General features: G+C 70.5%; 21 protein-coding genes and 5 tRNA genes. 9 read left to right on the plus strand and 17 right to left on the minus strand.

Annotated elements, in window-relative coordinates:
* Positions 1 to 90: 90 nt before the first annotated feature.
* From ACFWRT_RS32525 to ACFWRT_RS32555, 7 genes are all read right to left on the minus strand, one after another.
* Entirely contained in the window at positions 91 to 2082 is a 1992-nt protein-coding gene (locus ACFWRT_RS32525) for an ATP-dependent nuclease (RefSeq protein WP_380953153.1), read from the minus strand.
* Between the two features lie 252 nt (positions 2083 to 2334).
* Positions 2335 to 2408 (minus strand) — tRNA-Lys (locus ACFWRT_RS32530).
* Between the two features lie 270 nt (positions 2409 to 2678).
* Positions 2679 to 5036 carry a DEAD/DEAH box helicase gene (locus ACFWRT_RS32535; protein WP_380953154.1) on the minus strand — a complete coding sequence of 786 codons (2358 nt, stop codon included), beginning with the start codon at positions 5034 to 5036 and terminating at the stop codon, positions 2679 to 2681.
* A 239-nt stretch (positions 5037 to 5275) separates the two neighbouring features.
* Positions 5276 to 5887, minus strand: a complete 612-nt coding sequence (locus ACFWRT_RS32540; RefSeq protein WP_380953123.1) for a hypothetical protein — start codon at positions 5885 to 5887, stop codon at positions 5276 to 5278.
* 218 nt (positions 5888 to 6105) lie between these two features.
* Positions 6106 to 6480 (minus strand): fluoride efflux transporter CrcB, encoded by a 375-nt coding sequence (gene crcB / locus ACFWRT_RS32545; RefSeq protein ID WP_380953124.1) that lies wholly within the window; start codon positions 6478 to 6480, stop codon positions 6106 to 6108.
* The gene (locus ACFWRT_RS32550; RefSeq protein WP_380953125.1) at positions 6477 to 6950 is read right to left on the minus strand and encodes a FluC/FEX family fluoride channel; all 474 of its coding nucleotides are present in this window, start codon (positions 6948 to 6950) and stop codon (positions 6477 to 6479) included. Before ACFWRT_RS32550 ends, crcB begins: the two co-directional genes overlap by 4 nt.
* Positions 6947 to 7297, minus strand: a complete 351-nt coding sequence (locus tag ACFWRT_RS32555) for a metallopeptidase family protein (protein ID WP_199863126.1) — start codon at positions 7295 to 7297, stop codon at positions 6947 to 6949. Before ACFWRT_RS32555 ends, ACFWRT_RS32550 begins: the two co-directional genes overlap by 4 nt.
* A gap of 113 nt (positions 7298 to 7410) precedes the next feature.
* Between ACFWRT_RS32555 and ACFWRT_RS32560 the strand changes: the two genes are divergently transcribed.
* The 4 genes from ACFWRT_RS32560 to ACFWRT_RS32575 all read left to right on the plus strand — a co-directional run bounded on the left by ACFWRT_RS32560 (position 7411) and on the right by ACFWRT_RS32575 (position 9365).
* On the plus strand, positions 7411 to 9003 hold the full coding sequence (locus tag ACFWRT_RS32560) for a metallophosphoesterase family protein (protein WP_380953126.1): 1593 nt from the start codon (positions 7411 to 7413) through the stop codon (positions 9001 to 9003).
* A gap of 80 nt (positions 9004 to 9083) precedes the next feature.
* Positions 9084 to 9156, plus strand: a tRNA-Glu gene (locus ACFWRT_RS32565).
* A gap of 38 nt (positions 9157 to 9194) precedes the next feature.
* Positions 9195 to 9269, plus strand: a tRNA-Asp gene (locus tag ACFWRT_RS32570).
* Between the two features lie 22 nt (positions 9270 to 9291).
* Positions 9292 to 9365 (plus strand) — tRNA-Phe (locus tag ACFWRT_RS32575).
* A gap of 42 nt (positions 9366 to 9407) precedes the next feature.
* Here the strand turns inward: ACFWRT_RS32575 and ACFWRT_RS32580 are convergent.
* The 3 genes from ACFWRT_RS32580 to ACFWRT_RS32590 all read right to left on the minus strand — a co-directional run bounded on the left by ACFWRT_RS32580 (position 9408) and on the right by ACFWRT_RS32590 (position 11601).
* Complete coding sequence (locus ACFWRT_RS32580) at positions 9408 to 10268, minus strand: cytochrome c biogenesis CcdA family protein (protein ID WP_380953127.1); 861 nt, start codon at positions 10266 to 10268, stop codon at positions 9408 to 9410.
* Positions 10265 to 11140: a DsbA family protein gene (locus ACFWRT_RS32585; protein WP_380953128.1), complete on the minus strand. Its 876-nt coding sequence runs from the start codon at positions 11138 to 11140 to the stop codon at positions 10265 to 10267. The genes ACFWRT_RS32580 and ACFWRT_RS32585 overlap by 4 nt, the downstream gene beginning before the upstream one ends.
* Positions 11141 to 11208: 68 nt before the next feature.
* Complete coding sequence (locus ACFWRT_RS32590; protein ID WP_380953129.1) at positions 11209 to 11601, minus strand: hypothetical protein; 393 nt, start codon at positions 11599 to 11601, stop codon at positions 11209 to 11211.
* A 153-nt stretch (positions 11602 to 11754) separates the two neighbouring features.
* Here ACFWRT_RS32590 and hrpA point away from each other — a divergent pair, with 153 nt between their 5' ends.
* The 3 genes from hrpA to ACFWRT_RS32605 all read left to right on the plus strand — a co-directional run bounded on the left by hrpA (position 11755) and on the right by ACFWRT_RS32605 (position 16490).
* Positions 11755 to 15711: an ATP-dependent RNA helicase HrpA gene (gene hrpA, locus ACFWRT_RS32595; RefSeq protein WP_380953130.1), complete on the plus strand. Its 3957-nt coding sequence runs from the start codon at positions 11755 to 11757 to the stop codon at positions 15709 to 15711.
* A gap of 115 nt (positions 15712 to 15826) precedes the next feature.
* Positions 15827 to 15901: transfer RNA gene (locus tag ACFWRT_RS32600), tRNA-Asp, on the plus strand.
* 160 nt (positions 15902 to 16061) lie between these two features.
* Positions 16062 to 16490 (plus strand): DUF6274 family protein, encoded by a 429-nt coding sequence (locus ACFWRT_RS32605; RefSeq protein WP_380953131.1) that lies wholly within the window; start codon positions 16062 to 16064, stop codon positions 16488 to 16490.
* Between the two features lie 628 nt (positions 16491 to 17118).
* On the opposite strand, the gene bldC is transcribed toward ACFWRT_RS32605, so the two are convergent.
* The gene (gene bldC, locus ACFWRT_RS32610; RefSeq protein ID WP_003949541.1) at positions 17119 to 17325 is read right to left on the minus strand and encodes a developmental transcriptional regulator BldC; all 207 of its coding nucleotides are present in this window, start codon (positions 17323 to 17325) and stop codon (positions 17119 to 17121) included.
* A gap of 632 nt (positions 17326 to 17957) precedes the next feature.
* Positions 17958 to 18821, minus strand: a complete 864-nt coding sequence (locus ACFWRT_RS32615; RefSeq protein WP_380953132.1) for a hypothetical protein — start codon at positions 18819 to 18821, stop codon at positions 17958 to 17960.
* 200 nt (positions 18822 to 19021) lie between these two features.
* Between ACFWRT_RS32615 and ACFWRT_RS32620 the strand changes: the two genes are divergently transcribed.
* Positions 19022 to 20104 (plus strand): Leu/Phe/Val dehydrogenase, encoded by a 1083-nt coding sequence (locus tag ACFWRT_RS32620; protein ID WP_380953133.1) that lies wholly within the window; start codon positions 19022 to 19024, stop codon positions 20102 to 20104.
* A 348-nt stretch (positions 20105 to 20452) separates the two neighbouring features.
* On the plus strand, positions 20453 to 20710 hold the full coding sequence (locus ACFWRT_RS32625; RefSeq protein WP_007447468.1) for a DUF3073 domain-containing protein: 258 nt from the start codon (positions 20453 to 20455) through the stop codon (positions 20708 to 20710).
* Positions 20711 to 20846: 136 nt separating this feature from the next.
* Here ACFWRT_RS32625 and purM read toward each other — a convergent pair whose 3' ends face one another.
* The 5 genes from purM to ACFWRT_RS32650 all read right to left on the minus strand — a co-directional run bounded on the left by purM (position 20847) and on the right by ACFWRT_RS32650 (position 26554).
* Complete coding sequence (gene purM, locus ACFWRT_RS32630; RefSeq protein ID WP_380953134.1) at positions 20847 to 21920, minus strand: phosphoribosylformylglycinamidine cyclo-ligase; 1074 nt, start codon at positions 21918 to 21920, stop codon at positions 20847 to 20849.
* A 61-nt stretch (positions 21921 to 21981) separates the two neighbouring features.
* Positions 21982 to 23508, minus strand: coding sequence for an amidophosphoribosyltransferase (purF, locus tag ACFWRT_RS32635; RefSeq protein ID WP_380953135.1), 1527 nt, complete (start codon positions 23506 to 23508; stop codon positions 21982 to 21984).
* Between the two features lie 364 nt (positions 23509 to 23872).
* Positions 23873 to 24784 (minus strand): META domain-containing protein, encoded by a 912-nt coding sequence (locus ACFWRT_RS32640; RefSeq protein WP_380953136.1) that lies wholly within the window; start codon positions 24782 to 24784, stop codon positions 23873 to 23875.
* A 107-nt stretch (positions 24785 to 24891) separates the two neighbouring features.
* The gene (locus tag ACFWRT_RS32645) at positions 24892 to 25689 is read right to left on the minus strand and encodes a maleylpyruvate isomerase family mycothiol-dependent enzyme (RefSeq protein ID WP_380953137.1); all 798 of its coding nucleotides are present in this window, start codon (positions 25687 to 25689) and stop codon (positions 24892 to 24894) included.
* Between the two features lie 10 nt (positions 25690 to 25699).
* Entirely contained in the window at positions 25700 to 26554 is an 855-nt protein-coding gene (locus tag ACFWRT_RS32650; protein WP_380953138.1) for a M23 family metallopeptidase, read from the minus strand.
* Positions 26555 to 26588: the final 34 nt, after the last annotated feature.

Below are 26588 nucleotides of genomic sequence, written 5' to 3' on the forward strand. Positions count from 1 at the left end.
GCACACGCCCCTCACAGCAGACGGTGGACGCACAGCGAAACCCGCATACGGGGTGCTGTACTGAGGTGCCAGGTCAGTCAGGTGCTGCGGCTACGCCATCACCGCGCTGCCGCCAAGGCTTCTGACGTTTTCCAGCATGGCGTGGAGCAGGAACGGCGCGTCCGTCGCCACGGTGCGCGTCGTCTCCAGGTAGGTCGCTGCATTCTTCCCGTCGACGCCTTCGCCCGAGCGCACCAACTCCCTCCTACGGAGATCCCAGGCCGGCCAGTGCTGGCCAAGGTAGCTTTCCAGGTTGTCCTCAAAAACCGTGTACCTGGCGGTGCTCTCATCCGGTGGCTGGGGTGCGGGCGTAGTACCGAGGTATCGCAAAAGGTCGGCGTTCTTCTGTCGAGTTCGCCGGGCCTCTCGCTCATACTCCAGGTCCTTCTCCCGCCGCTGTTGCTCCGGGATCGTGTGCTCTGTCGACTGCCGTTTGCGCTCTGCTTTACGCGCATCCCCGTCGAAAACCACGTGACAGGGCACACCCAGCGTCCTGAAGAGCACGTCAGAGATCATCAGGTTGTCCTTACCGGTCACCTCGACGACGCTAATCCCTTCCGCTCCGAGGTTGATGCCGGCCCGCTCCGCGCAACCCACGATCACCCCTTCGTCCCCCTTACCCTCAACCAGCACCACCGCGTGGGCAAAGAAGCCCTCGGCGAATACCCCAGTCAGTCTGCCGACCGTCCGGCTCTTGACGGTGTTCGGATCGATCATGCCGTCGAGAGCCCGACACAGGTCGTCCTGAGATGCCTGACGCACCTGGGTGACGGGATGCGCCTCGCCGACGACACGGCACAGACGGCGAATTTGGTGGTAACCCGCTGGGTCGAGGAAGACAGGGCTATGGGTGGCGTACATGACCTGAGTTCGTCCCGCAGGAGAGGTGGCCACCAACTCGCGCAGCACCTTAGCAAAGGTCCGTGCCTGCGGCGGATGCTGGAAAAGCTCGGGCTCCTCGATTGCCAAACACAACGTTCGCGCGTCGCCCTCTGGACGCCGACGATCGGCCAGGTACTTCAGAGCGGCGATGATCAAAGCTCGCTGGAAGCCATGTCCCTGCCGGTGGACTGAGGTCTCTGCTGCACCGTCGCGGATACTCACCTGAAAGGTAGTTCGAGCCGGCCTCGGTGCATGGACTGTGGGGGTCACCACTACCTGACGTCCCGTGGTGAACTTCGCGACCTCGAAAGACAGAGCAGACGAGATGTCATCCAGCACCGGCCCGTACACCTTCGCGTGTACCTCCTGCCGGGCTACGTGGGCGCTCTCCTCGATCTCGCCAAGCCGCTCATTCGCCTCTGTTCGATCCACGGCGTGGTCCAGAATTCGGCCGAGCGCTGTGGTCTTCTGGTCGTCCGCCTCCTCGTACGCCCGAAGGTCCGCAGAGACAAAGACGAAGTCGATCAGTTGGCCGAGCTTGCTCTGCCCTGCGAAGCCAAAGAAATGGGTGTCCTCGATCTCCGACTCGGTGAGTTGCTCCCGATGGGCCAGCTCCCAAGCCCGCATGGCGTCAAGCGCCTTGTCCTTGCTCCCAACCTTCGGCAGATCCAGACCGGCATCTCCCTCACGCAGCTCGTCGTACGCCTGGCGAAGGTCAGTTGCTTTCTCGCACTTCCTCACCTCCTCGAACGGACGGTATGCAAGCGCCTTCCCCGTGATCTTGTCCTCACCGTTCTGCCAGGTCCGCCATACGCTCACGCTCTCTGCCCCGTCGGGCGCGTACCGCCCGAGGACCTCCCGGTCATGAGCAGTGAGTCCATCGAACTCCACCTCGACAACAATGCGGCCGCCCTTCGCCGCCGAGTGGACGTCGTCGTCACTCAGCGAGAGCGACCTTTCGCCGTTGAAGAACCAATCGAGTGCGCGCAGCACGGTGGACTTGCCAACACCAGTCGGCCCGATGAAGGAGGTGATCTCTTCGAAGGAGACATCCACGTTGTGCAGACAGCAGAAGTTCTCGATGCGTGCGCGCTTGATCTTCACGATCGTCCTGAGCATGAGGTGCCGGATGGGGTGAGTGATCCCCAAGATGATGATCATCACGCTAGCAGCCGACTCGGTACGAGATGAGCGGTTTTCCGGAACCCGATCTGCCACCAAAAACAGCAACGCTATCCGCCTCCGATCTGGTAGTAGAAGCTCGCAACGCCGCGTCCGTCGCACCTCCTGCCGGGCCATCCGCTCACGCATCGCTCACGCACGAGGCCGGAAACGACGAAGCGCCCCGGCCGGCCGAAGCCGGTCGAGGCGCTAAGTAGCAGGTCAGAGGGGGTTCCCCTGTCCTGCTGTCAGTAGGCCGTGTGGGACTCGAACCCACAACCAACGGATTAAAAGTCCGCTGCTCTGACCAATTGAGCTAACGGCCCCTGCAACATCACCCCCGAGCATAGCCCGCCCGGTCCCGGCAGCCGATCCGGTATCCGTGTCGGGCCCTGCCACCCTCCCGAGATGCCCCTTTCGTTCCGGTTTGCGCCCTTGGTGTGCCCCTCTGCGCGTCGGGAGGCGAGCCCCTGGGCTTGTGAGCGACCCCGGGGAACAGCAACAGGGCCCGTACGTCACCGAGTCGGTTCGGTGGCGTACGGGCCCTGCCGGTCTGTCAGGCGGACCTGCCCGGCCGGGAGTCGGCCGGTGCGGGGTCAGCCGTTGCGCTTCCAGCGCGGCTTGTCGTCGCGGCGGCCGAAGGTGCCGGTGTTGGTGCCGGTGTTGGCGCCGCGGTGGTCATCCCGACGGCCGGTCGGGCGGTCGGTGCCACCCGAGCGGAAGCCGCCCGCGGGGCGGTCGTCGCGACGGTCACGGTTGAACGGGCGGTCGCTGCCGCCGGAGCGGAAGCCACCCGAGGGGCGCTCGTCGCGACGGTCGCGGTTGAACGACGGGCGGTCGTTGTCACGACGCTCGAAGGGGCGGCCACCACGGTCGTCCCGACGGTCACCGCCGCCGGAGCGGAAGCCACCGGACGGGCGGTCGCTGCCGCCGGAGCGGAAGCCACCCGAGGGGCGCTCATCGCGACGGTCGCGGTTGAACGACGGGCGGTCGTTGTCACGACGCTCGAACGGACGGCCACCACGGTCGCCGCCGCCGGAGCGGAAGCCACCCGAGGGGCGCTCGTCGCGACGGTCGCGGTTGAAGGAGGGGCGGTCGTTGTCCCTGCGCTCGAAGGGGCGGCCACCACGGTCGTCCCGGCGGTCACCGCCGCCGGAGCGGAAGCCACCGGACGGGCGGTCGCTGTTGCCTCGGTAGCCGCCACGGTCGCCACCGCGGTTGTCGCGGCGCTCGTAGTTGCCCCGCTCGTCGCGGCGCTGCTCGTCACGGGCGGCTGGCTGCTCGGGGACGGAGATGGCGGCCACCAGGGCGGCCTCCGCCTCGGCGGTGACCTCGGCCACCGCCGCCTCCGGGTCGTCGCCCCGCTCGCGCGCGGCACGGGCGACCAGGCGGTCGGCCTCCTCGCGGAGCTCGACGGCACGGCGCTGGACGCGCTCCAGCTGCTTCGTCAGGTCGGCGGCCTCGCGCTCGGCCTGCTTGGCGGCGTTGTTCGCGGAGTCGGCCTGGACCTCGGTGAGCGAGCGGGCGCCGGTGATCTCGGCGACCTCCGGCTCGAAGACGCCCGCGCCCTGGACGATGTGGCGCGAGGCGTCGACGCCCGCGTCTTCCATCAGGCGGAAGATCTGGCGGCGCTGGTGCGGGAGCGCCAGCGAGACGACGACACCGGACTTGCCGGCCCGGGCGGTACGGCCCGAGCGGTGCAGGTAGTCCTTGTGGTCGCCGGCCGGGTCCACGTTCAGGACCAGGTCGATGCCGTCCACGTGGATACCGCGCGCGGCCACGTCGGTCGCGACGAGCGCGTTGACGTAACCCTTCTTGAAGTCCTCCAGGACCCGCGTACGGGCGCCCTGGGTCATGCCGCCGTGCAGCGCGTCGGCCTTCACGCCGGACTCGATGAGCTGCTCGGCGATGCGGTCGGCGCCCAGCTGGGTGCGGACGAAGATGATCGTGCGGCCCTTGCGGGCGGCGATCGCGGAGGTGACCGGCGCCTTGTCCTTCGGCTTCACGACGAGGACGTGGTGCGACATGGTCGTGACGTTGCCCTGGGCGCTGTCGACCTCGTGCGTCACGGGGTTGGAGAGGTAGCGCTTGACCAGCGTGCCGATCTCGTTCTCCATGGTGGCGGAGAAGAGCATCCGCTGACCGCCACCGGGGATCTGGTCGAGCAGCTCGGTGACCTCGGGCAGGAAGCCCAGGTCGGACATCTGGTCGGCCTCGTCGAGGACGGCGACCTGGACGTTCTCCAGCGAGCAGGCGCCGCGGTTGATGATGTCGCGCAGACGGCCCGGCGTGGCGACGAGGACGTCGACGCCGCGCTCCAGCGCGTAGATCTGGTTGCCCATCGACGTACCGCCGCAGACGACCTTCATCTTGAGGCCGAGCACGTCACCGTACGGCTGCAGCGCGTCCGCGACCTGCATCGCGAGCTCACGGGTCGGGGTCAGGATGACCGCGCGCGGCTTCTTCTTCTCGGTGTGACCGCCGGCCAGCGCGGCCAGGGTCGGCAGGCCGAAGGAGAGCGTCTTGCCGGAGCCCGTACGGCCACGGCCGAGGATGTCCTTGCCGGCCAGGGCGTCCGGGATGGTCGCGGCCTGGATCGGGAAGGGGGTGGTGACACCGTTCTGCGCGAGCTTGCGGACGATGCCGTCGGGCAGGCCCAGGTCGCCGAAGGTGATGGTCGGCTCGGCGTCGGCGTCAGCCTCGGGAGCCTGGTCGGAGGACGCGTCAGCCTCGGGCGCCTCGTCGGAGGCCTCGGGGGCCGCGTCGGTCTCGGCGGAGGCCACGGGAGCCTTGGCCGGCTTGTCCTCGGTGATGAAGTCGGCGACGGACTTCTCGGCCGCCTTCTCTGCCACCGGAGCCTGCTCGGCCGCGGCGGCCGCCGCACCCGCCGGGGCCTCGGTCACAGCGGACTCGACGAGCTCGGTGAGCTCGTCGGTGTCGATGTTCTCGGGCATGACGGTGCGGTCAGAACTGGAAATTGACATGCGAAATGCGAAACCTTCCGGAGTCTCGGCACGCGCCCATAACTCCGTGATTCGCAATTTCGACCGCCTCAATGCGGTCCAGCCACGGCAAGGGAGAGTACGCGCCACACGGCGCTCTTCTGTGTCGGCGCCGGGCAATGGGATCAAACGATCTACCACCATACGCACTCTCCCCCACCTTGCGCAACCCGGCCCCTCCGCCGCCTCCGCTACACCGGCCTCACCTGCGGTGATGCCTCCGGAGTCCGCAGCGGTCGGCTCTCCTCCGCGCCGCCCATCGACTGCGTCCGCAACTGCGCGGCGGGCGAGGCGGAAGGCGGCGGTTCGGCAGGCTCGGTGGGCGCGGGCGGTTCGGGTTCCGGGTCCGGGTCGGGCGCGGGCGGCGGAGCGGGCGGCTCCGGGACGACCGGCGGCGGCTCTCCCGGGCCCGGCGCGGAGGGCGTCGGGGCCGGCGGGCGGCCGGGGCGGGAGGGCTGCGGGGCGCCGGGCTCGGGGCGCGGGGCGCCCCTCTTCGGTGTGGCCGACGGCACAGCGCCGGACGCCTTCGGGCTCGGCGTGCCCTTGGGGTTCTTCGGGTCGGCGTCGGCGGCCCCGGCGTTGTCGGAGTCGGAGTGGGGGTGGGCGTCACCGCCTCGGTGTCCGGTGCCGCCGGATCCGGTCACCGTCTCACCGTTCGGCTCGACGACCCGGCCCTTCGAGTCGGTGGAGCCCGAAGGCCCCGGCTCGGCGCCGTCGTCGCCGACGCTCATACAGCCGGTGGACGCGGCGATCGTCAGCGCGGTGACGGCTGCCCAACGGGCAGGGGCGGACAGTGTGCGCACGGGTGGCACCTCCGGGGCGGGGAGAGCGGGACGGAGAAGGGGGCGGGGCCGGGCGAGGAAGGGGGCGGGGGCGGGGGCCGGGCGAGCTGTACGACACGGAGCACGCCGTACGCGGTGGCGGTTGCCGTGCCCAACTCCCCGGACCCCGCCGGAGACACGCCCGAAGCGCCGACCGCCCGCACCGCCCCGGGCCGAAGTCCCCTCCCGAGGCCCCCGCCCTACCCCCCGAACCCGCCCGCCAGCTCCGCCCCCAGGAACACCGCTCCCAGCCCCACCAGCAGCGACGCCACCACGTTGGCCGCGGCGAGGAAGGCCCGGCCCGTCTCGGCGAGGCGCAGGGTCTCGTAGGAGAACGTCGAGTACGTCGTCAGCGCCCCGCACAGCCCCGTCGCCAGCAGGGCGTGCACCGGCGAGGAGACCGCGGCGCCGGTCAGCACCCCGAGGACCAGGCTGCCCGCCGCGTTGGCCGTGAACGTGCCCCACGGGAAGACGTACGCGACTCCCCGCCCCTGGTGCGCCTGGACCGCCCGGTCCGTCAGATAGCGCAGCGGCGCGCCCACCGCCCCGCCGACCACCACGAGCAGCCAGTTCACACGACCCGCCCCCGCTCCACGGACCGTTCACCCCGGGCCGGCAGACGCCGCGTCACCACCGCCCCGGCCCAGACGGCCGCCAGCGCCGCCACGACCGTCGCCGCCATGTACGCCACCGCCGCCACCGGCTCCTGACGCACCAGCAGGCCCGAGACATCGGCCGCGTACGTCGAGAAGGTCGTGAACCCGCCGAGCACGCCGACCCCGAGGAACGGCCGGACCAGCGGGTGCGTCACCCGGCCCCGCTCCACGGTCAGCACCATCAGGACGCCGATCAGGGCGCAGCCACTCACGTTGACGGTGAACACCGTCCACGGGAAGCCGCCCTCGGCCGCCGGCCACAGCACCAGCGCCCCGTACCGCGCGAGCGCACCCAGCGCGCCGCCCGCCGCGACCGCGCCCAGCACCCGTCCCTGCGAGGCGGCGGGCGGTCCGGGTTCCGGGAGTTCGTCCGGTGCCTGCTCGCTCATCCGTAACCCAGGGCGTGCAGCCGTTCGTCGTCGATGCCGAAGTGATGGGCGATCTCGTGGACGACGGTGATCTCGGTCTCGGCCACGACGTCCTCGTGGGACTCGCACATGCGCAGGGTCGGGCCGCGGTAGATGGTGATCCGGTCCGGCAGCACCCCGGCGTACCACTCGCCGCGGTCGGTGAGCGGCGTGCCCTCGTAGAGCCCGAGCAGGTCGGGGTCGCCGGGCTCCGGCTCGTCCTCGACGAAGACCGCCACGTTGTCCATCAGCCGCATCAGCTCCGGCGGAATCCGGTCAAGTGCCTGGCTCACCAGCTCTTCGAACTGCTCCCGCGTCATCTCCAGCACACCGCCATTGTCACGTACCGGGGCCCGCCACGGGCAGGTGGCGGCGCTCCGCACCAGGCTCTCCGCACCCGGCGCTCGGCATGGCCGGGCCCTGACCGGGGCATACGCGCCCAATGGTCCGCGCCCCGTTCCGTGCCGCTGCCGACCGCGTCCGGCACCTCCTCAGCCCGTCCGCCCGCCCGAAGTCCGCGTCACGCAAGCCCGTCCCCGGCGATCTGACGGAATCCGGCCACCCCAGGCCGTACGTACGCGCCCTCTCGATGCTCGCCGTCGTCGTGCTCGGGGCCTGGCTCGGGCTGCTCGCCGTCGGGTCCATCCGTACGCCGGTCGGCCCCATGGACACCAACATGACCCTGCGGCCGTCCCTCACCGGCGGCAGCAAGATCAACGTGTCGCCGCTCGGCGCGCTGGAGCTGGACTCGCACATCGCCCCGCTCCGCCTCGACGTGGACGTGGACCGCCTCGACCCGGTGCGCTCGCAGGCCCTGGTGGACCAGCCGGAACGGTTCTCCGGCCTCCAGGACGAGGTCACCCGGGACGTCGCCGCCGGCACCCGGGAGCTGGCGTTGCGCTCCTGCGTCGCCGTGATCTCCGGGGCGACCGCGCTCGGCCTCGTCGTCTACCGCCGCCCGCGCCGCGCCCTGGCCGCCGGGGGGCTCGCCCTCACCCTGCTGGCCGCGTCGGGCGTCAGCGCGTACGCCACCTGGAACCCGAAGTCCGTCCTGGAGCCCAAGTTCTCCGGGCTGCTCTCCAGCGCCCCGTCCCTCGTCGGCGACGCCCGGTCGATCGTCACCGAGTTCGACATCTACCAGCAGGAGCTGGCCCGCCTGGTCACCAACGTCACCCGGCTGTACGACGCCACCTCCACGCTCCCCGTCTACCAGCCGGACCCCGGGACCATCCGCGCCCTGCACGTCTCCGACATCCACCTGAACCCGGCGGCCTGGCACATCATCGCCTCGCTCGTGAAGCAGTACGAGATCGACGTGATCATCGACTCCGGCGACACGATGGACCACGGCTCGGCGGCGGAGAACGGCTTCCTGGACCCGATCCGCGACCTCGGGGCGCCGTACGTCTGGGTGCGCGGCAACCACGACTCGAAGGTCACGCAGGCGTACCTGGAGAAGTTCCGGAACGTGCGCGTCCTGGACAACGGCCGGACCGTGAACGTGGCCGGCCTCCGCATCGCCGGCACCGGCGACGCCTCCTTCACCCCGGACCGCACCAAGCCGGTCGGCGGCAAGGCGGCCGCGGAGCTGGAGGGCGCGCGCCTGGCGTCCGCCCTCCGCGACCAGGAGCAGGCCGGCACCCCGGTGGACATCGCGGTCGCCCATGACCCGAACACCGCCCGGCAGACCGACGGCACCGTTCCGTTGGTCCTCGCGGGCCACCTCCACAACCGGATCAACAAGCAGCTCGCGCTCGGTACGCGGCTCAAGGTCGAGGGCTCCACGGGCGGCGGCGGGCTGCGCGCGGTGCAGAACGACAAGCCGGAGAAGGTACGCGCCTCGGTGCTCTACCTGGACCGCGAGAGCCGCCGCCTCCAGGCCTGGGACGAGATCACGCTCGGCGGTCTCGGACTGACGACGGCCGAGGTCAGCCGCCATCTCCCGGAGGAGAACCTGAAGAAGGACGCCCCTGCCTCGCCCTCCCCCACGCCCTCCCCGACGGGCTCTCCGACGCGGCCGACGCCCTCGCCGTAAACCGTTTTGGCGATAGCTCCACCCATCCCATATGCTTCTCACGTCCCCGACGCGCTGCAAAGCGAACAGGCGGGCCAATAGCCCTCATCGTCTAGTGGCCCAGGACGCCGCCCTTTCAAGGCGGTAGCACGGGTTCGAATCCCGTTGGGGGCACGTTTCACCGTGTGCGAGACTTGTTTCGCACATTGCTTGGTCCTGTGGAGCAGTTTGGAGTGCTCGCCACCCTGTCAAGGTGGAGGCCGCGGGTTCAAATCCCGTCAGGACCGCTTGCAGCCCCAGCGGCTGCGTGGCTGGGTAGCTCAGTTGGTACGAGCGATCGCCTGAAAAGCGATAGGTCGCCGGTTCGATCCCGGCCCCAGCCACCTCTCGAAGGCCCCGTCCGCTGGACGGGGCCTTCGCCGTTCTCACCCCTCCCCGGCCTTCCCAGCCTCCTTCACCGCCGGCTCGCGCCGCCGCCAGGTCCGTACGCCGAGAGCCAGCAGCACCACCAGCACCACCGCCCCCAGCAGTACCGCGTCCGAGACGCGCTCACCCAGCTTCTGCGCCCACTGCTCCACCGCGAACGAGGCGTCGACCCCGAGCAGGCCGGGGAGCGCGGTCGTCCCGTCGTAGACGAGGAACAGCGCGCCCAGGCCGATGAAGAACAGGCCCGAGAGCAGCGAGGTCGTGTGCAACTGGAACCGGCCGCCGAGCCGGACGGTCCGGCCGCGCAGCCAGGTGCGGCGGCCCAGGTCGAACCGCTCCCAGAGCAGGGCGAGGACGAAGAGGGGGACCGCCATCCCGAGCGCGTAGACCGCCAGCAGCAGCCCGCCGTAGACCGGGCTGCCGCTCACCGCCGCCACGGTGAGGACGCTGCCGAGGATCGGGCCGGCGCAGAAGCCGGCCAGGCCGTAGACCGCGCCCAGGGCGTAGACGGAGAAGGCCGTGGTCGGACGGATGCGGCCACTGAGCGCGGCCATGCGGCGCGAGGCGAAGCCCAGGCCGACGATCTGCGCGACGCCGAGCGCGATGATCAGCCAGCCCGCGCCCGTCACCAGGGCGTCGCGGTGCCCGTAGAAGAGCCGGCCCGCGTACGAACCGGCGGCGCCGAGCGGGACGAGGGTGGTGGCGAGCCCGGCATAGAAAATGCCGGTACGGGCGAGCAGGCGCGAGGTGGAGTCGATGGAGTACGCGAAGAAGGCCGGGAGCAGCAGCGCGCTGCACGGGCTGACCAGGGCGAGCAGCCCGCCGAGGAAGGCCGCGAAGTAGCCGATGTCCGGGCTCACTTGGCGGAGTCCTCGGAGCCTGCGGAGCCCTCGGAACCGTCGGAGTCCGTGGAGCCCGTGGAGCCCGCAGAGCCCTCGGAGCCCGTGGAGTCCTCGGTGCTGCCCGCCTTGCCGGTGGTCTTCGCCTGTTCCGCCGCCGCCTCGATGGCCTGGGTGAACGCCTCCTTCGGCTGCGCCCCCGCGATCGGGCGGCCGTTGATCAGGAACGACGGGGTGGACGTCGCGCCGATCCCGTAAGCCTGCTCCTGGTCCTTCGCGACGGCGGCGCGGGCGGCCTCGCCGTCCAGGTCCTTCATGAACCGGGCGAGGTCCTTGACCCCGGCCTCCTGGGCGAGGGCCTTGACCCGGTCCTTGGAGAACCCCTTCTCCTTCGCCCCCTCGGCGTAGGCGGCCGCGTGGAACTCCCAGAAGCGGTCCTGCTGCCCGGCGGCCCAGGCTCCGCGCGCGGCGTTCTCGGACTCCTCGCCGAAGATCGGGAAGTTGCGCCACTCGATGCGCAGGGTGCCGTCCTCCACGTACTCCGTGATCAGCTCGGGCTCGGTGTCCCGGGCGAACTTGCCGCAGTAGCCGCACTTGAAGTCGGCGTACTCGATCAGGACGACGGGCGCGTCGGCGCGGCCGACCGCCAGCTTGTCGCCGGCGTCACGGCGGGCGAGCTTCGCCAGCTCGGGGTAGACGCCCGCCTGCGGGTCGGCGGAGACCTCGGCGGCGGGGGTGGTGGACGTGTTCGTCGAGGAGCTGTCAGGGGCGGTCGCCTTGTAGGAGGCGAAGCCGAGGAGACCGGCGGCGACGACGATCACGGCGCCGTAGACGAGGGGCTTCCGGGAGGACGGCTTGGTGCTCTTGGGCAGGGGCTTCTTGGGCGTGGGCATGCGGCACTCCGTGCTGGTGGTGCGGAAGGAAAGGGAGAGGGAGGGTGCAGGTCAGGCGGTGGCCCGGCCTACACCCGCAGCACGGAGAGCTCTACGGGGGTCGGGGTGGCCGGCACCGGGGCCCGGACCCGTATCCCCGACGGCGGCTCGGCCGGCAGGGCGCCCGTCGCGGCGGGCAGGCCCCAGGGCGCGAGGCCGGGGGCCTGGTCGTGCGCGGCGCGGGCCCGGGTCGGGACGGCGGGCTCGCTTTCGTGGTCGCCGGACTGCCCGCAGCCGGGGACCGGGGCACCCGCGTCGAAGGCCTCCACGACGGGGGCCGGGGCGGCTTGTCCCACAGTGACCACGACGCCCTCAGAGGGTGACGCGTCAGCATAAGAAGGAGCCGCGCCCGCAGGTCCGCCCAGAAGCCCCATCACGAGCGCGAGCAGCGCCGTCAGGCAGCACCACTGCGTACGGGACACGGGACCGGCACCTTTCATGCGGAAGGCGGAAGGCGGGAGGCGGAAAGCGGAGGGCTGAGCGTTCGACTGCCCGAAATGGTACGTGGCACGTGACGCAGTCCGCGCGAAATGAGGTCGCCACTCCTCACACCCGGGTGAGATCCTGGGATCCGTATGTCTACTTCCTTCGCCGATCTCCAGTCCCTGCTCGGACAGCTCTCGCTCCGTGACGCGAACCGGCTCGGCCGGCGCCTCGAAGGAGCGCGCCGCATCCGCAAGCCCGAGGCCCGCCAGTCCGTGCTGGACGAGATCGCGGCCGAGGCGGGCAAGGCGGCGAGACGGCTCGCGGCGCGCGCGGCCCGGCTGCCGGCCCTGTCGTACCCGGAAGAGCTGCCGGTCAGCCAGAAGAAGGACGAGATCCTGGAGGCGATACGCGACCACCAGGTCGTGATCGTCGCCGGTGAGACCGGGTCCGGGAAGACCACGCAGATCCCCAAGATCTGTATGGAGCTGGGGCGCGGCGTCCGGGGCATGATCGGGCACACCCAGCCCCGCCGCATCGCCGCCCGCACGGTCGCGGAGCGCGTCGCGGACGAGCTGAAGACGCCGCTGGGCGAGACCGTCGGCTGGAAGGTCCGCTTCACCGATCAGGTGAACCCGGAGTCGACGTATCTGAAGCTGATGACGGACGGCATCCTGCTCGCCGAGATCCAGACGGACCGCGAGCTGCTGGCGTACGACACGATCATCATCGACGAGGCCCACGAGCGGTCGCTGAACATCGACTTCCTGCTCGGCTATCTGGCCCGGCTGCTGCCGAAGCGCCCGGATCTGAAGGTCGTCATCACCTCGGCGACCATCGACCCGGAGCGGTTCGCGCGCCACTTCGGCGAGGCGCCGATCGTGGAGGTCAGCGGGCGGACGTATCCGGTGGAGGTCCGCTATCGGCCGCTCCTCGAAGGGGCCGACGAAGACACAGCGGACTCCGACCGCGACCAGATCACCGCGATCTGCGACGCCGTCGACGAACTCTCGGGCGAGGCCCCCGGTGACGTCCTGGTCTTCCTCTCCGGCGAGCGCGAGATCCGGGACACGGCGGACGCGCTGAACAAGCGCAACCTCAGACACACCGAGGTGCTCCCCCTCTACGCGCGCCTCTCGCACGCCGAGCAGCACCGCGTGTTCCAGCGCCACACGGGCCGCCGCATCGTCCTCGCGACGAACGTCGCCGAGACCTCGCTGACCGTCCCCGGCATCAAGTACGTGATCGACCCGGGCAACGCCCGTATCTCCCGCTACAGCCACCGCACCAAGGTCCAGCGGCTGCCGATCGAGCGGATCTCCCAGGCCAGCGCCAACCAGCGCAAGGGCCGTTGCGGCCGTACGTCGGACGGCATCTGCATCCGGCTGTACTCGGAGGACGACTTCACCACCCGGCCGGAGTTCACCGACCCGGAGATCCTGCGGACCAACCTGGCCTCCGTCATCCTCCAGATGACCGCCGCCGGGCTCGGCGACATCGAGAGGTTCCCGTTCATCGACCCGCCGGACCACCGCAACATCCGCGACGGCGTGCAGCTTCTCCAGGAGCTGGGGGCGCTGGAGCAGGGCGAGAAGTCCCCCCAGGAGGGGAAGAAGGGGCAGCGGCTCACCCCGCTCGGCCGCAAGCTCTCTCAGCTCCCCGTCGACCCGCGCCTGGCCCGGATGGTCATCGAGGCCGACAAGAACGGCTGCGCCCGCGAGGTCATGGTCATCGCCGCCGCGCTCTCCATCCAGGACCCGCGTGAGCGGCCGCAGGAGAAGCAGACGCAGGCCGACCAGAATCACGCCCGGTTCAAGGACGAGACGTCCGACTTCCTGGCGTACCTGAACCTCTGGGCCTACGTCCGGGAGCAGCAGAAGGAGCGTGGCTCGTCCTCGTTCCGCCGGATGTGCAAGCAGGAGTATCTGAACTTCCTGCGCATCCGCGAATGGCAGGACATCTACGCGCAGCTCCGTACGGTCGCCAAGCAGATGGGCATCGTCGTCGAGGAGCCCAAGGGCGACGCGTCGATTCCCGAGCAGGCGGTGCACACCTCGCTGCTGGCCGGTCTGCTGTCGCACATCGGGCTGAAGGACACCGAGAAGAACGAGTACCTGGGCGCGCGCAGCGCCAAGTTCGCGATCTTCCCCGGATCCGCGCTGTTCAAGAAGCAGCCGCGGTTCGTGATGTCGGCGGAGCTGGTGGAGACCTCGCGGCTCTGGGCGCGGGTCAACGCCAAGGTCGAGCCCGAGTGGATCGAGCCGCTGGCGCAGCACCTGCTGAAGCGCACCTACAGCGAGCCGCACTGGGAGAAGGACCAGGCCGCGGTGATGGCGTACGAGCGGGTCACGCTCTACGGGGTGCCGATCATCGCCCAGCGCAAGGTCAATTTCGGCCGTATCGACCAGGAGGCCTCGCGGGACCTGTTCATCCGCAACGCCCTGGTCGAGGGCGACTGGCGCACCCACCACCAGTTCTTCCACGACAACCGCAAACTCCTCGGCGAGGTCGAGGAGTTGGAGCACCGCGCTCGGCGCCGCGACATCCTCGTGGACGACGAGACGCTCTTCGACTTCTACGACCAGCGCATTCCGGAGCATGTCGTCTCCGGGGCGCACTTCGACTCGTGGTGGAAGAACAAGAAGCGCGAGGAGCCGGAGGCGCTCGACTTCGAGCGTTCCATGCTGATCAACGAGAAGGCCGGGGCCGTCACCAAGGACGACTACCCGGACTCCTGGCGGCAGGGGAAGCTCAAGTTCAAGGTGACGTACCAGTTCGAGCCCGGCGCCGATGCGGACGGCGTCACCGTCCACATCCCGCTCCAGGTGCTCAACCAGGTCACGTCCGAGGGTTTCGACTGGCAGATCCCGGGGCTGCGCGAGGAGGTCGTCACCGAGCTGATCCGCTCGCTGCCCAAGCCGATCCGCCGGCACTACGTCCCCGCGCCGAACTACGCGGACAAGTTCCTCGACCGGGCGGTCCCGCTCCAGGAGCCGCTGCCGTTCACCCTGGCGCGGGAGCTCCAGCGGATGGTCGGCGTCCCGGTCACGGCGGACGACTTCGACCTGTCCCGTGTCCCGGACCATCTGAAGATCACGTTCCGGATCGTCGACGAGCGGCGCCGCAAGGTCGCCGAGGACAAGGACCTGGAGGCGCTCAAGCTCCAGCTCCGCCCCAAGGCCCGTCAGGCGCTCTCCCAGGCCGCCGCGGCGACCGCGGGGCCCTCCGGCGAGTCCATCGAGCGGTCCGGCCTCACGGACTGGACGATCGGCACGCTGAACAAGGTCTTCGAGACCAGGCGGGCCGGGCAGCCGGTGAAGGCGTACCCCGCCCTCGTCGACCAGGGCGACACCGTCGCCGTACGCCTCTTCGACACCGAGGCCGAGCAGCAGCAGGCGATGTGGCGCGGCACGCGGAAGCTGATCATGCTGAACATCCCGGTCAACCCGGCGAAGTTCGCGTCGGACCGGCTGAGCAATCAGCAGAAGCTGGCGCTGTCCCGTAATCCGCACGGCTCGGTGCAGGCCCTCTTCGAGGACTGCGCCACCGCCGCGGCCGACCGGCTGATCGCCGCGTACGGCGGGCCCGCGTGGGACGAGAAGGCGTTCCGGACGCTCTACGACAAGGTGCGCGCGGACCTGGTGGACCTGACCGTCCGCACGATCGACCAGGTGCAGCAGATCCTGGCCGCCTGGCAGGCCTGTGAGCGCCGGCTGAAGTCGACGAACAGCCTGACGCTGGTCGCCAACGTCGCCGACGTACGGGAGCAACTGGCCCGTCTCGTACCGCCCGGTTTCGTTACGGCGACGGGGCTGCGCCGGCTGCCCGACCTGATGCGGTACCTCGTGGCGGCGGACCGGCGGCTCCAGCAGATGCCGACGGCCGTCCAGCGGGACACCACGCGGATGGCGAAGGTCCACGAGATGCAGGACGAGTACGCGTGGCTGCTCGAACAGCTCCCGCAGGGACGGCCGGTGGGGCAGGAGGTGCTGGACGTCCGCTGGATGATCGAGGAGCTGCGGGTCAGCTACTTCGCGCATGCCCTGGGCACGGCGTTCCCCGTCTCGGACAAGCGGATCGTGAAGGCGATCGACGCGCTCGCGCCCTGAGACAGGGGCGGTGAGGCGGTGACGGTGTCACCACCAGGAGTGAAGTCGACCTGGGCCTCCCACCTCCTGTACAGTCTGGTTTCGCAGCAAGCCGCAAGGCAAGCGGCGAAAACCTGGTCCTGTGGAGCAGTTTGGAGTGCTCGCCACCCTGTCAAGGTGGAGGCCGCGGGTTCAAATCCCGTCAGGACCGCAGTAAGAGAAAGCCCGGATCATTTCGATCCGGGCTTTCTCGCGTCCTGACCGGTTCTCGCACCCTTGACGGCGCCTTCCGCCGCGGGTACCCCGTAGGGACGAGGCTGTCCCTGTTTCCCTCGGCGAGGGGCGGCCGGGTCCACCGGGAGGTGGCTCACATGTCCGCGTCCACAGCACGACACGAGACCCGCGCACTGCTCCGCGCCCATCTGGCGGCCGCCTACGGCTACGGACACCTCACCCGCCACTGCCCGGTCTGCCACCGGCTGCTGCGCCTCGCCATGGAGCCGGGAGACGGCGGCCGTGACGGAGCCCGGGACGGTGCTCGGGACGCCGCCCGGGACGGTGACAGGGAGGCGCGGGGACCGGGAGCGGCCCCGGGCCCCGGTGCGGCCCCGGAGCCCCCGAACGAGCCGCAGGAGCCCCGGAGCCGGGCCGGAGGCCCCGCAGCTCCGGAGAGCGCCGCCGCGCCCCCGGAGGCCGCGCCCCTGGAAGCCGCACCCCCGGGAGCCGCACCTCTGGAAGCCGCGCCCCCGGACGGCGCTCCCCCGGACGGCGACAAGGACGAAAGGCCCGTCGCTCCGTGACCATCGGCCGGATGATTCCGCGTCCGGACAGTGGCAGGCTCGGAGTTGGCAAGCATCAGGCGGTGTGACGGGTGTCACCGAACGAGTTTTCAGACCGGGGTAGTTTACGCCTCCCCTACAACTGGCGAATTTAATATGTGCAATTGCACCGGGGCACCTCTTCGGCCGGACCGTTCCGTCCGGGGCTGTCCCACCGAGTCCGGGACGCTCACCCACACTCCCGCACAGACCCGCTCACAGACCCACGAAGGGCGCCGGGACGGACGGCAGGTCGGCCCGCCGGACGCCGCGTGAGGCCGGGAAGCCGACCGACCACCCGGTTATTCGGCCCTCCGCCCAGGAGCCGCCCAGGGGGTGTGGGAACGGCCTACGGGGGCACGAGAGCCCCGGCGGAGCGCCGTCGGCCGAGGCTGCCGGGACAGGGGTGCCGGGACATACAAAGATCGCGCTGGACCCGGCGGAGTCCAGCGCGATCAAAGACGACGTACCCGTACACAGGTATGACGCCCGTTGGGGCAGGCGTCCGTCGAGTGGAGCTGTATAGGGGCGGCCTGAGGTTGGGGGACCTGGCGGCTGCCCTGTGGTGATGCGGTGCTGCTACTGCGTTGAGCTGCGAGGCAGGGGTGTGTCAGGCCTCGCTGCGCTGCTGCGGAATACCCGCAAGCAGTGCGCGGACCTCTGCCTCGCGGTACCGGCGGTGTCCACCGAGCGTGCGGATGGACGTGAGCTTGCCAGCCTTGGCCCAACGGGTGACCGTCTTCGGGTCCACGCGGAACATCGTGGCAACCTCAGCCGGGGTCAGCAGCGGCTCGGCATCAGGGGTGCGAGCGGTCATGAGCGGCCTCCTCGGGAGAACCGAACCTTCTCGGTTCTTTCCTCTAAATTCTGCACCTTGACCCGCGTTGCCCGAAATGGCGGACGCGGGCCGAGTCGGTTATAGGACGAACGGCTTGTCCTCGGCACTACAACTACACCATCCGTCCAGCCGCGTCGGCCAAACCGATGGAATTGCCCTCCCAGGTGTTCATCAGCGACGGAAGCCGATGGACCATGCCATAGCGGACAGTCACACCACCGTGACGATCAGTCACAGAGCGATCAGGAGTCCTCAGACCCCCCATAGCGTGCAATGCTGAGTATTCCGCCCTTACTTGGACAGAAGGAGCCCTCCCCGGACTCCTTGTCCTATTTTGGCACGAGGAGTAGGGATGAGCGCAAGGGCCCCGTTAGTGCTATCCATCACGCTTGAGGCAAAGGCCCGGTTCGGGACGTAGGTCCTGGGTCGAGAGACGTACTCTTCTGCCCCACCCACCACACGTGTCCCACGGGACGCAGGTTCACGGCCCGTCAGCTCTCTCCTCCTTCCCGCACTTCACTCGGTCCGCCGGTCCGGCCGGCCTTCCGGTCCGTCCTGGATGAAGGATGCCCCGGTTCCGTCACGTTGATGCCGCTGTGGGTCTTTTCACGTCAATTGGTGAACTGGCGGTCCCGCACCGCCCGCCACCGCTCCGCGAGCCGCGCGTACGCCTCCCCGGCGCCCTCACTGTCACCGCTCCCCAGCGCGGCGAGCCTCTCCGCCACATCCGCGGCCGACCGGTCCCCGGCGAGCTGTCCGGCGGGGAGCGCGTGCACCAGGCCCCCGTAGTCCAGCTCCACCAGCGAGCGCGGATGGAACTCCTCCAGCCAGCGCCCCACGTCCACCAGCCCCTCGGTGAGCGGGCCGTCGGCGGCGTGCTCGCGCAGCGTCCGCAGCCCCCGGGCCAGCCGGCGCCGGGCCTCCACCATCGGCGTCCGGTAGCGCAGCACCGGCTCCCCGCCCTCGCCGTCGGCCGCCACGTACTCCCGCTCCTCGTCCCGGAAGAGGACGAACCACCGCACCGGGACCTGCCACACCGTCGTACGGATCCACGGCCGCGCGTCCGGGTTCCGGCGCTGCCAGCGCTCGTGGTCCGCCCGCGCCTGACCCCGCACCACCCCGGGCAGCAGGGCGTCCAGCACGTTGGCCGGAAACATTCCCCCCGGCCCGCCCGACCCCTCCAGCTCCTCCAGCGCGAGCCACCCCCGCAGCCGGGTCCGCCACGGGCAGACGCACACCACCCCGTCCAGCTCCGCCACGAACGCGTCGCCGCTCTCGTGCACGGGCACCCCGACCGGCGGGGTCGGCACCAAGTCGGCCAGCGCACGGCGCAGTTCGTCCTGGGCGGTGGGCAGCACCGGGCGCTGCGCGTAACGGGCCCAGTGACTGCGCTCGGGCTCCGCGAAGGCGGCGAGCGGCTCGTACACCCGGAGATAGGACGTGTAAGGGACGACCACGGAAGACACCACCGACATGCAGCGCATCGTGCCACGCGCGTACACCCCCTTGGGGTGATCCTCGGCACGGGGGCAGATCCGCGCCGCCGGAGGACTTACGCTCTTGCCCATCGGTCCGGCCGTGCCGGCCGGACCGTGGCCTGTCCGACGACAGGTCCCGAGGCCCTCCCCACCCCTAGGAGGGCATCGCCGCCGCTTCGTACTTGGGAGTCACCACCGTGACCGATGTGACTAACGGCGTCCTGCACACCCTGTTCCACTCGGATCAGGGAGGCCACGAGCAAGTCGTGATCTGCCAGGACCGTGCCACCGGCCTCAAGGCCGTCATCGCCCTCCACAACACCGCCCTCGGCCCCGGCCTCGGCGGCACCCGCTTCTACCCGTACGCGACCGAGGCCGAGGCCGTCGCCGACGCGCTGAACCTGTCGCGCGGGATGTCGTACAAGAACGCCCTCGCCGGGCTCGACCACGGCGGCGGCAAGGCCGTCATCATCGGCGACCCCGAGAAGATCAAGACCGAGGAACTCCTCCTGGCCTACGGCCGGTTCGTCGCCTCGCTCGGCGGCCGGTACGTCACCGCCTGCGATGTCGGCACCTACGTCGCCGACATGGACGTCGTGGCCCGGGAGTGCCGCTGGACCACCGGCCGCTCCCCCGAGAACGGCGGCGCCGGCGACTCCTCCGTCCTCACCGCGTTCGGCGTCTTCCAGGGCATGCGGGCCTCGGCCCAGCACCTGTGGGGCGACCCGACGCTGCGCGGCCGCAAGGTCGGGGTCGCCGGGGTCGGCAAGGTGGGCCACCACCTCGTCGAGCACCTGCTCTCCGACGGGGCCGAGGTCGTGATCACCGATGTCCGCGAGGAGTCGGTGCGCCGCATCACCGATCTGCACCCCGAGGTCACCGTGGTGGCCGACACCGAGACCCTGATCCGCACCGAGGGCCTCGACATCTACGCGCCCTGCGCGCTCGGCGGCGCCCTGAACGACGCGACCGTGCCGGTGCTCACGGCGAAGGTGGTCTGCGGCGCGGCCAACAACCAACTGGCCCACCCGGGCGTCGAGAAGGACCTGGCCGACCGGTCGGTTCTCTACGCGCCGGACTACGTGGTCAACGCCGGTGGCGTGATCCAGGTCGCCGACGAGCTGCACGGGTTCGACTTCGACCGGTGCAAGGCGAAGGCCACGAAGATCTTCAACACCACGCTGGAAATATTCGCACGTGCGAAGGCGGACGGGATTCCGCCCGCCGCCGCGGCCGACCGGATCGCCGAGCAGCGGATGGCCGAGGCGCGCGGCCACTGACGCGCGGCCGTACCGCACCCGTACGGCACACGTACGACCCGGGTGCGGCACACGTACGACCCGCGTGCGGATACGCGTACGACCCGCAGGCCGGCGGGAGACAAGACTCACGCCGGTCGGCGGGTCGTGCGTGCAGAAGAGGTTAAAATCGCAGTTGACCAGCGGGGACGGGGCTCCTCGTTGACCCTGCACCGGGGCGCAAGACGCGGGCGGCGTACCGTATGGCCACGGAAGCAGGTACCGTTAAAGCCCTACGGGCGCGGTCTCTCTGTCGAGAGTCCGTCCTGAAACATGAACGCGTGTCAAGACTCTGGGGCCGTCGAGCCCCGTCACCGAGGGGGTCGAGCCATGGGGCGCGGCCGGGCAAAGGCCAAGCAGACCAAGGTCGCCCGCCAGCTGAAGTACAGCAGCGGCGGGACGGACCTGTCGCGTCTGGCCAATGAGCTGGGCGCATCGCCTTCGAGTCAGCCACCGAACGCCGAGCCGTTCGAGGACGACGACGAGGAAGATGACCCGTACGCACAGTACGCGGATCGCTACAACCAGGACGATGACGAGGATCAGGACGACCAGTCCGGTCCGTCGTCACAGCGCCGCGGCGCTTGACCTCGCGCTGACACATCAACCCGGTCCGGGCCTGCCCCGGGCCGGGTTCTGTGTGTCCTGATCCGGGTCCGGCGCCTGCGGTGTGCGCCGGGCGGGGAGCCCGGCGCACACCGCACCGTAGTCACGGATCAACGGTTCAGCGGGCGTAGCTGCCGGTCAGCTCGGCGCCCGTGGTGTGCTCCCCGCGGTCGGTGATCTCACCGGCGACCCAGGAGTCGACCCCGCGGTCGGCCAGGGTCGTCAGCGCGGCGTCCACCGAGTCGGCCGGGACGATCGCGATCATGCCGACGCCCATGTTCAGCGTCTTCTCCAGCTCCAACTGCTCGACCTGACCGGCCTTGCCGACGAGGTCGAAGACCGCGCCCGGCGTCCAGGTGGAGCGGTCCACGGTGGCGTGCAGCCCGGCCGGGATGACCCGGGCCAGGTTGTTCGCCAGGCCGCCGCCGGTGACGTGGCTGAAGCCGTGCACCTCGGTCGTGCGGGTGAGCGCCAGGCAGTCCAGGGAGTAGATCCTGGTCGGCTCCAGGAGCTCTTCGCCGAGCGTCCGGCCGAACTCCTCGACCTCGCGGTCCAGCGTCCAGCCGGCCCGGTCGAAGACCACGTGGCGGACGAGCGAGTACCCGTTCGAGTGAAGACCGGAGGACGCCATCGCGATCACGGCGTCACCCTTGCGGATACGGTCCGGGCCGAGCAGTCGGTCGGCCTCGACCACGCCCGTACCGGCGCCGGCGACGTCGAAGTCGTCCGGGCCGAGGAGCCCCGGGTGCTCGGCCGTCTCGCCGCCGACCAGGGCGCAGCCCGCGAGGACACAGCCCTCGGCGATGCCCTTCACGATGGCCGCGACACGCTCGGGGTGCACCTTGCCGACGCAGATGTAGTCGGTCATGAAGAGCGGCTCGGCACCACAGACGACGAGGTCGTCCACGACCATGCCGACGAGGTCGTGGCCGATGGTGTCGTACACGCCCATCTGACGCGCCAGGTCCACCTTGGTCCCGACGCCGTCGGTGGCGGAGGCGAGCAGCGGACGCTCGTAGCGCTTGAGCGCGGAGGCGTCGAAGAGGCCGGCGAAGCCGCCGAGCCCGCCGAGGCCCGCGACCTCGGGGCGCTGCGTCTTCTTCACCCACTCCTTCATCAGCTCGACGGCACGGTCACCGGCTTCGATGTCGACGCCGGCCGCCGCGTAGGAGGCACCTGTTGTCTCAGACATGGCCTGGGATCTTTCGTGTGGAGATACGGGGCTGGTGGGAGGGGCGGCGGCGCCGTCCGGGTCACGGACGGCGCAGCGCGTCGGCCGCGGCGGTGGCCGCGGGTCCTGCCGCCAGCTCGGTCTCCAGGAGCTGCTTGCCGAGCAGCTCCGGGTCCGGGAGGTCCATGGGGTACTCACCGTCGAAGCAGGCGCGGCACAGGTTGGGCTTGTCGATGGTCGTCGCCTCGATCATGGAGTCGATCGAGATGTACGAGAGGGAGTCGGCCCCCATCGAGGTGCGGATCTCGTCGACGGTCATGCCGTTGGCGATGAGCTCGGCGCGGGTGGCGAAGTCGATGCCGAAGAAGCAGGGCCACTTCACCGGCGGCGAGGAGATCCGGATGTGGATCTCGGCGGCACCGGCCTCGCGGAGCATCCGGACCAGGGCGCGCTGGGTGTTGCCGCGGACGATCGAGTCGTCGACGACCACCAGGCGCTTGCCCTTGATGACTTCCTTCAGCGGGTTCAGCTTGAGCCGGATACCGAGCTGGCGGATGGTCTGCGAGGGCTGGATGAAGGTCCGGCCGACGTAGGCGTTCTTCACCAGTCCGGCGCCGAACGGGATCCCGCTGGCCTCCGCGTAACCGATCGCGGCGGGGGTGCCGGATTCCGGGGTCGCTATGACGAGATCCGCCTCGACGGGCGCCTCGGCGGCCAGCCTGCGGCCCATCTCCACGCGGGAGAGGTACACGTTCCGGCCGGCGATGTCGGTGTCGGGACGGGCCAGGTAGACGTACTCGAAGACACAGCCCTTGGGCTTCGCTTCTGCGAAGCGGGAGGTGCGCAGGCCGTTCTCGTCGATGGCGACGAGCTCGCCCGGCTCGATCTCGCGTACGTAGCTGGCGCCGCAGATGTCGAGTGCGGCGGACTCGGAGGCGACCACCCAGCCGCGCTCCAGGCGGCCGAGCACCAGCGGGCGGATGCCCTGCGGGTCACGGGCAGCGTAGAGGGTGTGCTCGTCCATGAAGACGAGCGAGAACGCGCCCTTGACGTCGGGGAGCACCTTGGCGGCGGCTTCCTCGATGGTCAGCGGCTTGTCGTCCTCGTCGCGCTGCCCGGCGAGCAGCGCGGTCACCAGGTCGGTGTCGTTGGTCGCGGCGACCTGGGTGGCGCGGCCGTCCTTGCGCGGGAGGTCGGCGACCATCTCCGCGAGCTGGGCGGTGTTGACCAGGTTCCCGTTGTGGCCGAGGGCGATCGAGCCGTGCGCGGTGGCACGGAACGTCGGCTGCGCGTTCTCCCACACCGAGGCACCGGTGGTGGAGTAGCGGGCATGACCGACCGCGATATGGCCCTGGAGGGAACCCAGAGACGTTTCGTCGAAGACCTGCGAGACCAGTCCCATGTCCTTGAAGACGAGGATCTGGGACCCGTTGCTCACTGCGATGCCCGCGGATTCCTGTCCGCGGTGCTGCAGGGCATACAGTCCGAAATAGGTGAGCTTGGCGACCTCTTCACCCGGAGCCCAGACACCGAAGACGCCACAAGCGTCCTGGGGGCCTTTCTCTCCGGGGAGCAGGTCGTGGTTGAGTCGTCCATCACCACGGGGCACGACACCGAGTGTAGGCGAGATCGACCACTGGTCCGAATTGGGTACCGGTCGGCAAAGCCGGTACGGAACACGGGGAACGGCTCGGTGGGACGCAGGGGGGACGCGGGGAGCGGGTGATTCGCGGGGCTTCGGGTGGTCACGGTGCGTGATCATCGGATAGGGGTCGCGGAGCCCGCGGATCGGGTGCGGCGCTCACTGCCGGGCCGGGAGGCCGGTTACCGATGGGTAGGAGCGGTGGGCGGGGACCCGGCGGCGGCCGTCCGGCCGTGGCGCTCGGTGAACCCGCCCCGAACCCGTCCCGAAGCCACCCCGGCCGCCGTCCGAACGCCCGTTTCGTGGTGAGCCTCACACCGGGGCGCCGGATTCAGCCGTGCTCCTGGGTGCCCTCGGTCGTCTGCGTGCCCTCGGTCGGCGGCGTGCCCTCCGTCGTCTCGGGGGTGGCCGTGGCGGTCGCGGGGGTGGCCGTGGCGCCGACGCCCTTTCCGTCCTTCGAGGTGACGGTGAGCGTGGAGCCCTTGATCGTGTACGTCGCCGGGCCGTCCAGAGCCGCGAGGACCGCGCGCTCCGTCGCCATCTCCACCTCCGGGCACATCTTCCGGGTGCCGGCCGGCGGGCCGAAGGTGATCGTGGAGCCCTTGACCTCGGCCTTGCCGTGGAAGGAGTTGCAGCCGGAGTTGCCGTGCACGGTGCCGTCCTCGCCGAAGGTCAGGTGGGGCACCCGCTCCTTCGGGAGGTCGGCGGGTACGGAGGTCGCCGTCTCGCCGCTGAGCAGGGTGGTCACCGCCCACCGGGTGCCGGCCAGGGCGGCCGGCTTCTCCTCGCTGAGCGCGAAGGTGTCGCCGCCCCCGGTGGTGAGGGTCAGCTTCTCGCCGGAGAGCTTCGCGGTGAGTTCGCCGTCCATCGCGGCGAGGGCGGCCTTCTCGAACTTCTCGGACTTCTCGTCGCACGCCACCTGCGTGGAGACGGGCTTGGCGAAGGTGATCCTGTCCCCCTCCACGCGGGCGTCCGCGCCGATCTGGTTGCACCCGAAGCCGGCCTTGGCCCGCCCCTTCGGGTCGAACTCCAGCCGGGAGCCCTCCGGGGCCTCGGTCGTCTTCCCGCCGACGGTCATGGAGTCGACGCTCCACGCCACCCCCGTGACGGGCACATCGCTCTGCACGGTGTCACTGCCGTCCCCGCCGTCGCCGCCGGAGCCGGAACCCGGCTCCGTACCGCAGGCGGCGAGGGTGAGGAGGGCCAGGACGCTGACGCTGACTGCCATACGTTGTGTGTGCATGGCGATGTGACGGGCCGAGCCCCCGATCCGGTTCCGTCGCCTCCGGTTCCGCGTCCGGTTCCGTCGCCTCCGGTTCCGCCTCCGCCTCCGGTTCCGCCCTGGCTCCCTCAGCGCAACAGGGGCAGCCACTCCGCCAGATCGGCGCGCTCGCCGCTCGCGCTGACCTCGGCGTCCGCCAGGGCCCGCGCCCACTCCGTACGGCCGGTGGCGAGCCGGATCCAGGTCAGGGCGCCGGTCTCCACGACGTTGGGCGGGGTGCCCCGGGTGTGCTTGGGGCCGCCGATGCACTGGACCACCGCGAACGGCGGGACCCGCACCTCGACCGAACCGCCGGGCGCCCGGTCCGCGAGGGTGTCCGCCAGCAGCCGGGTGCAGGCGGCCAGCGCCTGCCGGTCGTACGGGATCTCCGCCCCGAGCGCCTCGTTGAGGTCATCGGTGTGGACGGTCAGCTCGACGGTCCGGGTGACCAGGTAGTCGGCCAGCCGCATGGATCCGACCCGGGTGGGCAGCAGCCGGTCCCCCGTGGAGGAGTCCGGGACGTCCGTGCGGAAGGCCGCCTCCACCTCCGCGTACAGCGCGAGGAGGTCGGGGTGGCCGGCCGCCGGGGCCGGGGCTTCGGGGTCCCTGACGACCGCCGCGACGGCCGGCGGCCACTCCAGGAGGGTGGTCGCGGGCTTGGGCCCCGGCGGCTCCGGCAGGGCCAGGTCCCGGCTGACCGAGCCGAGCCCCTGCGCGATGTGCGCGACCAGGTCACGCACCGTCCAGTCGCCGAGCCGGGTCGGCAGGGCGAGCTGCTCGGGCGTCAACGCGGCGACGGCATCGCGGACATGGGCGAACTGGGCGAGGACCGCGGTCCGGGTCCTGAGGTGGTCGTAGGCGCGCGGGCGCTTCTTGGCCGGGGGCATGGGGGCGAGACTAACCGGCCGCACCGACATCGGTGCCGACGGTGAACGTCTCCCCGTTCGCGGGTACTCCGACGCCCCGCCAGGTGAACGGGATGCCCCGGGCGGAGTCCGGATCCGGGCCGTCCATCAGGTGGAAGTGGAGGTGGGGCTCGGTGGTGTTGCCGGAGTTGCCCACGCGCCCGAGCTCCTGCCCGGCGCGGACCCGGTCCCCGGCCGCCACCTTCAGCGAGCCGCGCCGGACGTGGGCGTAGACCGCGTGCGTACCGTCGCCGAGGTCCAGGATCACGTGGTTGCCGAGGACGCGGTGCACGCCGAGCGCCGAGCGGACGCTGCCCTCGATGACCATCAGATAGGCGAGGGCGGGGAGCGAGGTGCGGCTGAGGTGGTCGCGCTGGCCGTCGCTCGCCGCGACCACCGTGGCGTCGGCCACCGCGAGCAGCGGGGCGCCGAAGGCCGGAAAGGCGCGGTTGCGGCGGAAGAGCGGCCACACCCAGCGGAACGGCGGCCGGGCGGGGGGCTCGCCGTCCGGCACCTCCGGCTCGGCCACGATGTCGATCGCGTACGTCTGCCCGTACAGGTGCACCCCATGGCTCGGGACCTTGTCGGCCGGGCTGTTGAGGGCGCTCCAGCGGCCGCTCACCGGCGGGGCGACCTCGACCGGGTCACGCGGTTCGCCCCGGGGTGCTCCGGCCCTCGCCTGGAGCGCCAGCACCGCCATCAGAAGGAGGAAGACGAGCGTCGCCGGCAGCGACGTCGTCACCCAGCCCGGGCCGGGCAGGTCCACGAAGAACTCGGCGATCACCAGCGCGATCAGCACCACCCAGGCGATCCGGTGGGCCTTCTCCACAACAGTGCGGACGGACATGTCTCCCCCATGGCGTCGGTCGGTCGTTCCTGGC

The sequence above is a fragment of the Streptomyces cyaneofuscatus genome, assembly GCF_042718795.1.
Lineage (GTDB): Bacteria > Actinomycetota > Actinomycetes > Streptomycetales > Streptomycetaceae > Streptomyces > Streptomyces cyaneofuscatus_A.

Coding starts and splice junctions, on each gene's coding strand:
- ACFWRT_RS32585 (WP_380953128.1), bottom strand. CDS start 11,140: ATGCCCACGCCCAAGAAGCCCCTGCCCAAGAGCACCAAGCCGTCCTCC.
- ACFWRT_RS32640 (WP_380953136.1), bottom strand. CDS start 24,784: ATGCACACACAACGTATGGCAGTCAGCGTCAGCGTCCTGGCCCTCCTC.
- ACFWRT_RS32550 (WP_380953125.1), bottom strand. CDS start 6,950: ATGAGCGAGCAGGCACCGGACGAACTCCCGGAACCCGGACCGCCCGCC.
- ACFWRT_RS32615 (WP_380953132.1), bottom strand. CDS start 18,821: ATGTCGGTGGTGTCTTCCGTGGTCGTCCCTTACACGTCCTATCTCCGG.
- ACFWRT_RS32650 (WP_380953138.1), bottom strand. CDS start 26,554: ATGTCCGTCCGCACTGTTGTGGAGAAGGCCCACCGGATCGCCTGGGTG.
- ACFWRT_RS32625 (WP_007447468.1), top strand. CDS start 20,453: ATGGGGCGCGGCCGGGCAAAGGCCAAGCAGACCAAGGTCGCCCGCCAG.
- ACFWRT_RS32605 (WP_380953131.1), top strand. CDS start 16,062: ATGTCCGCGTCCACAGCACGACACGAGACCCGCGCACTGCTCCGCGCC.
- ACFWRT_RS32525 (WP_380953153.1), bottom strand. CDS start 2,082: ATGATCATCATCTTGGGGATCACTCACCCCATCCGGCACCTCATGCTC.
- hrpA (WP_380953130.1), top strand. CDS start 11,755: ATGTCTACTTCCTTCGCCGATCTCCAGTCCCTGCTCGGACAGCTCTCG.
- purM (WP_380953134.1), bottom strand. CDS start 21,920: ATGTCTGAGACAACAGGTGCCTCCTACGCGGCGGCCGGCGTCGACATC.
- ACFWRT_RS32535 (WP_380953154.1), bottom strand. CDS start 5,036: ATGCCCGAGAACATCGACACCGACGAGCTCACCGAGCTCGTCGAGTCC.
- ACFWRT_RS32560 (WP_380953126.1), top strand. CDS start 7,411: ATGGTCCGCGCCCCGTTCCGTGCCGCTGCCGACCGCGTCCGGCACCTC.
- bldC (WP_003949541.1), bottom strand. CDS start 17,325: ATGACCGCTCGCACCCCTGATGCCGAGCCGCTGCTGACCCCGGCTGAG.
- ACFWRT_RS32645 (WP_380953137.1), bottom strand. CDS start 25,689: ATGCCCCCGGCCAAGAAGCGCCCGCGCGCCTACGACCACCTCAGGACC.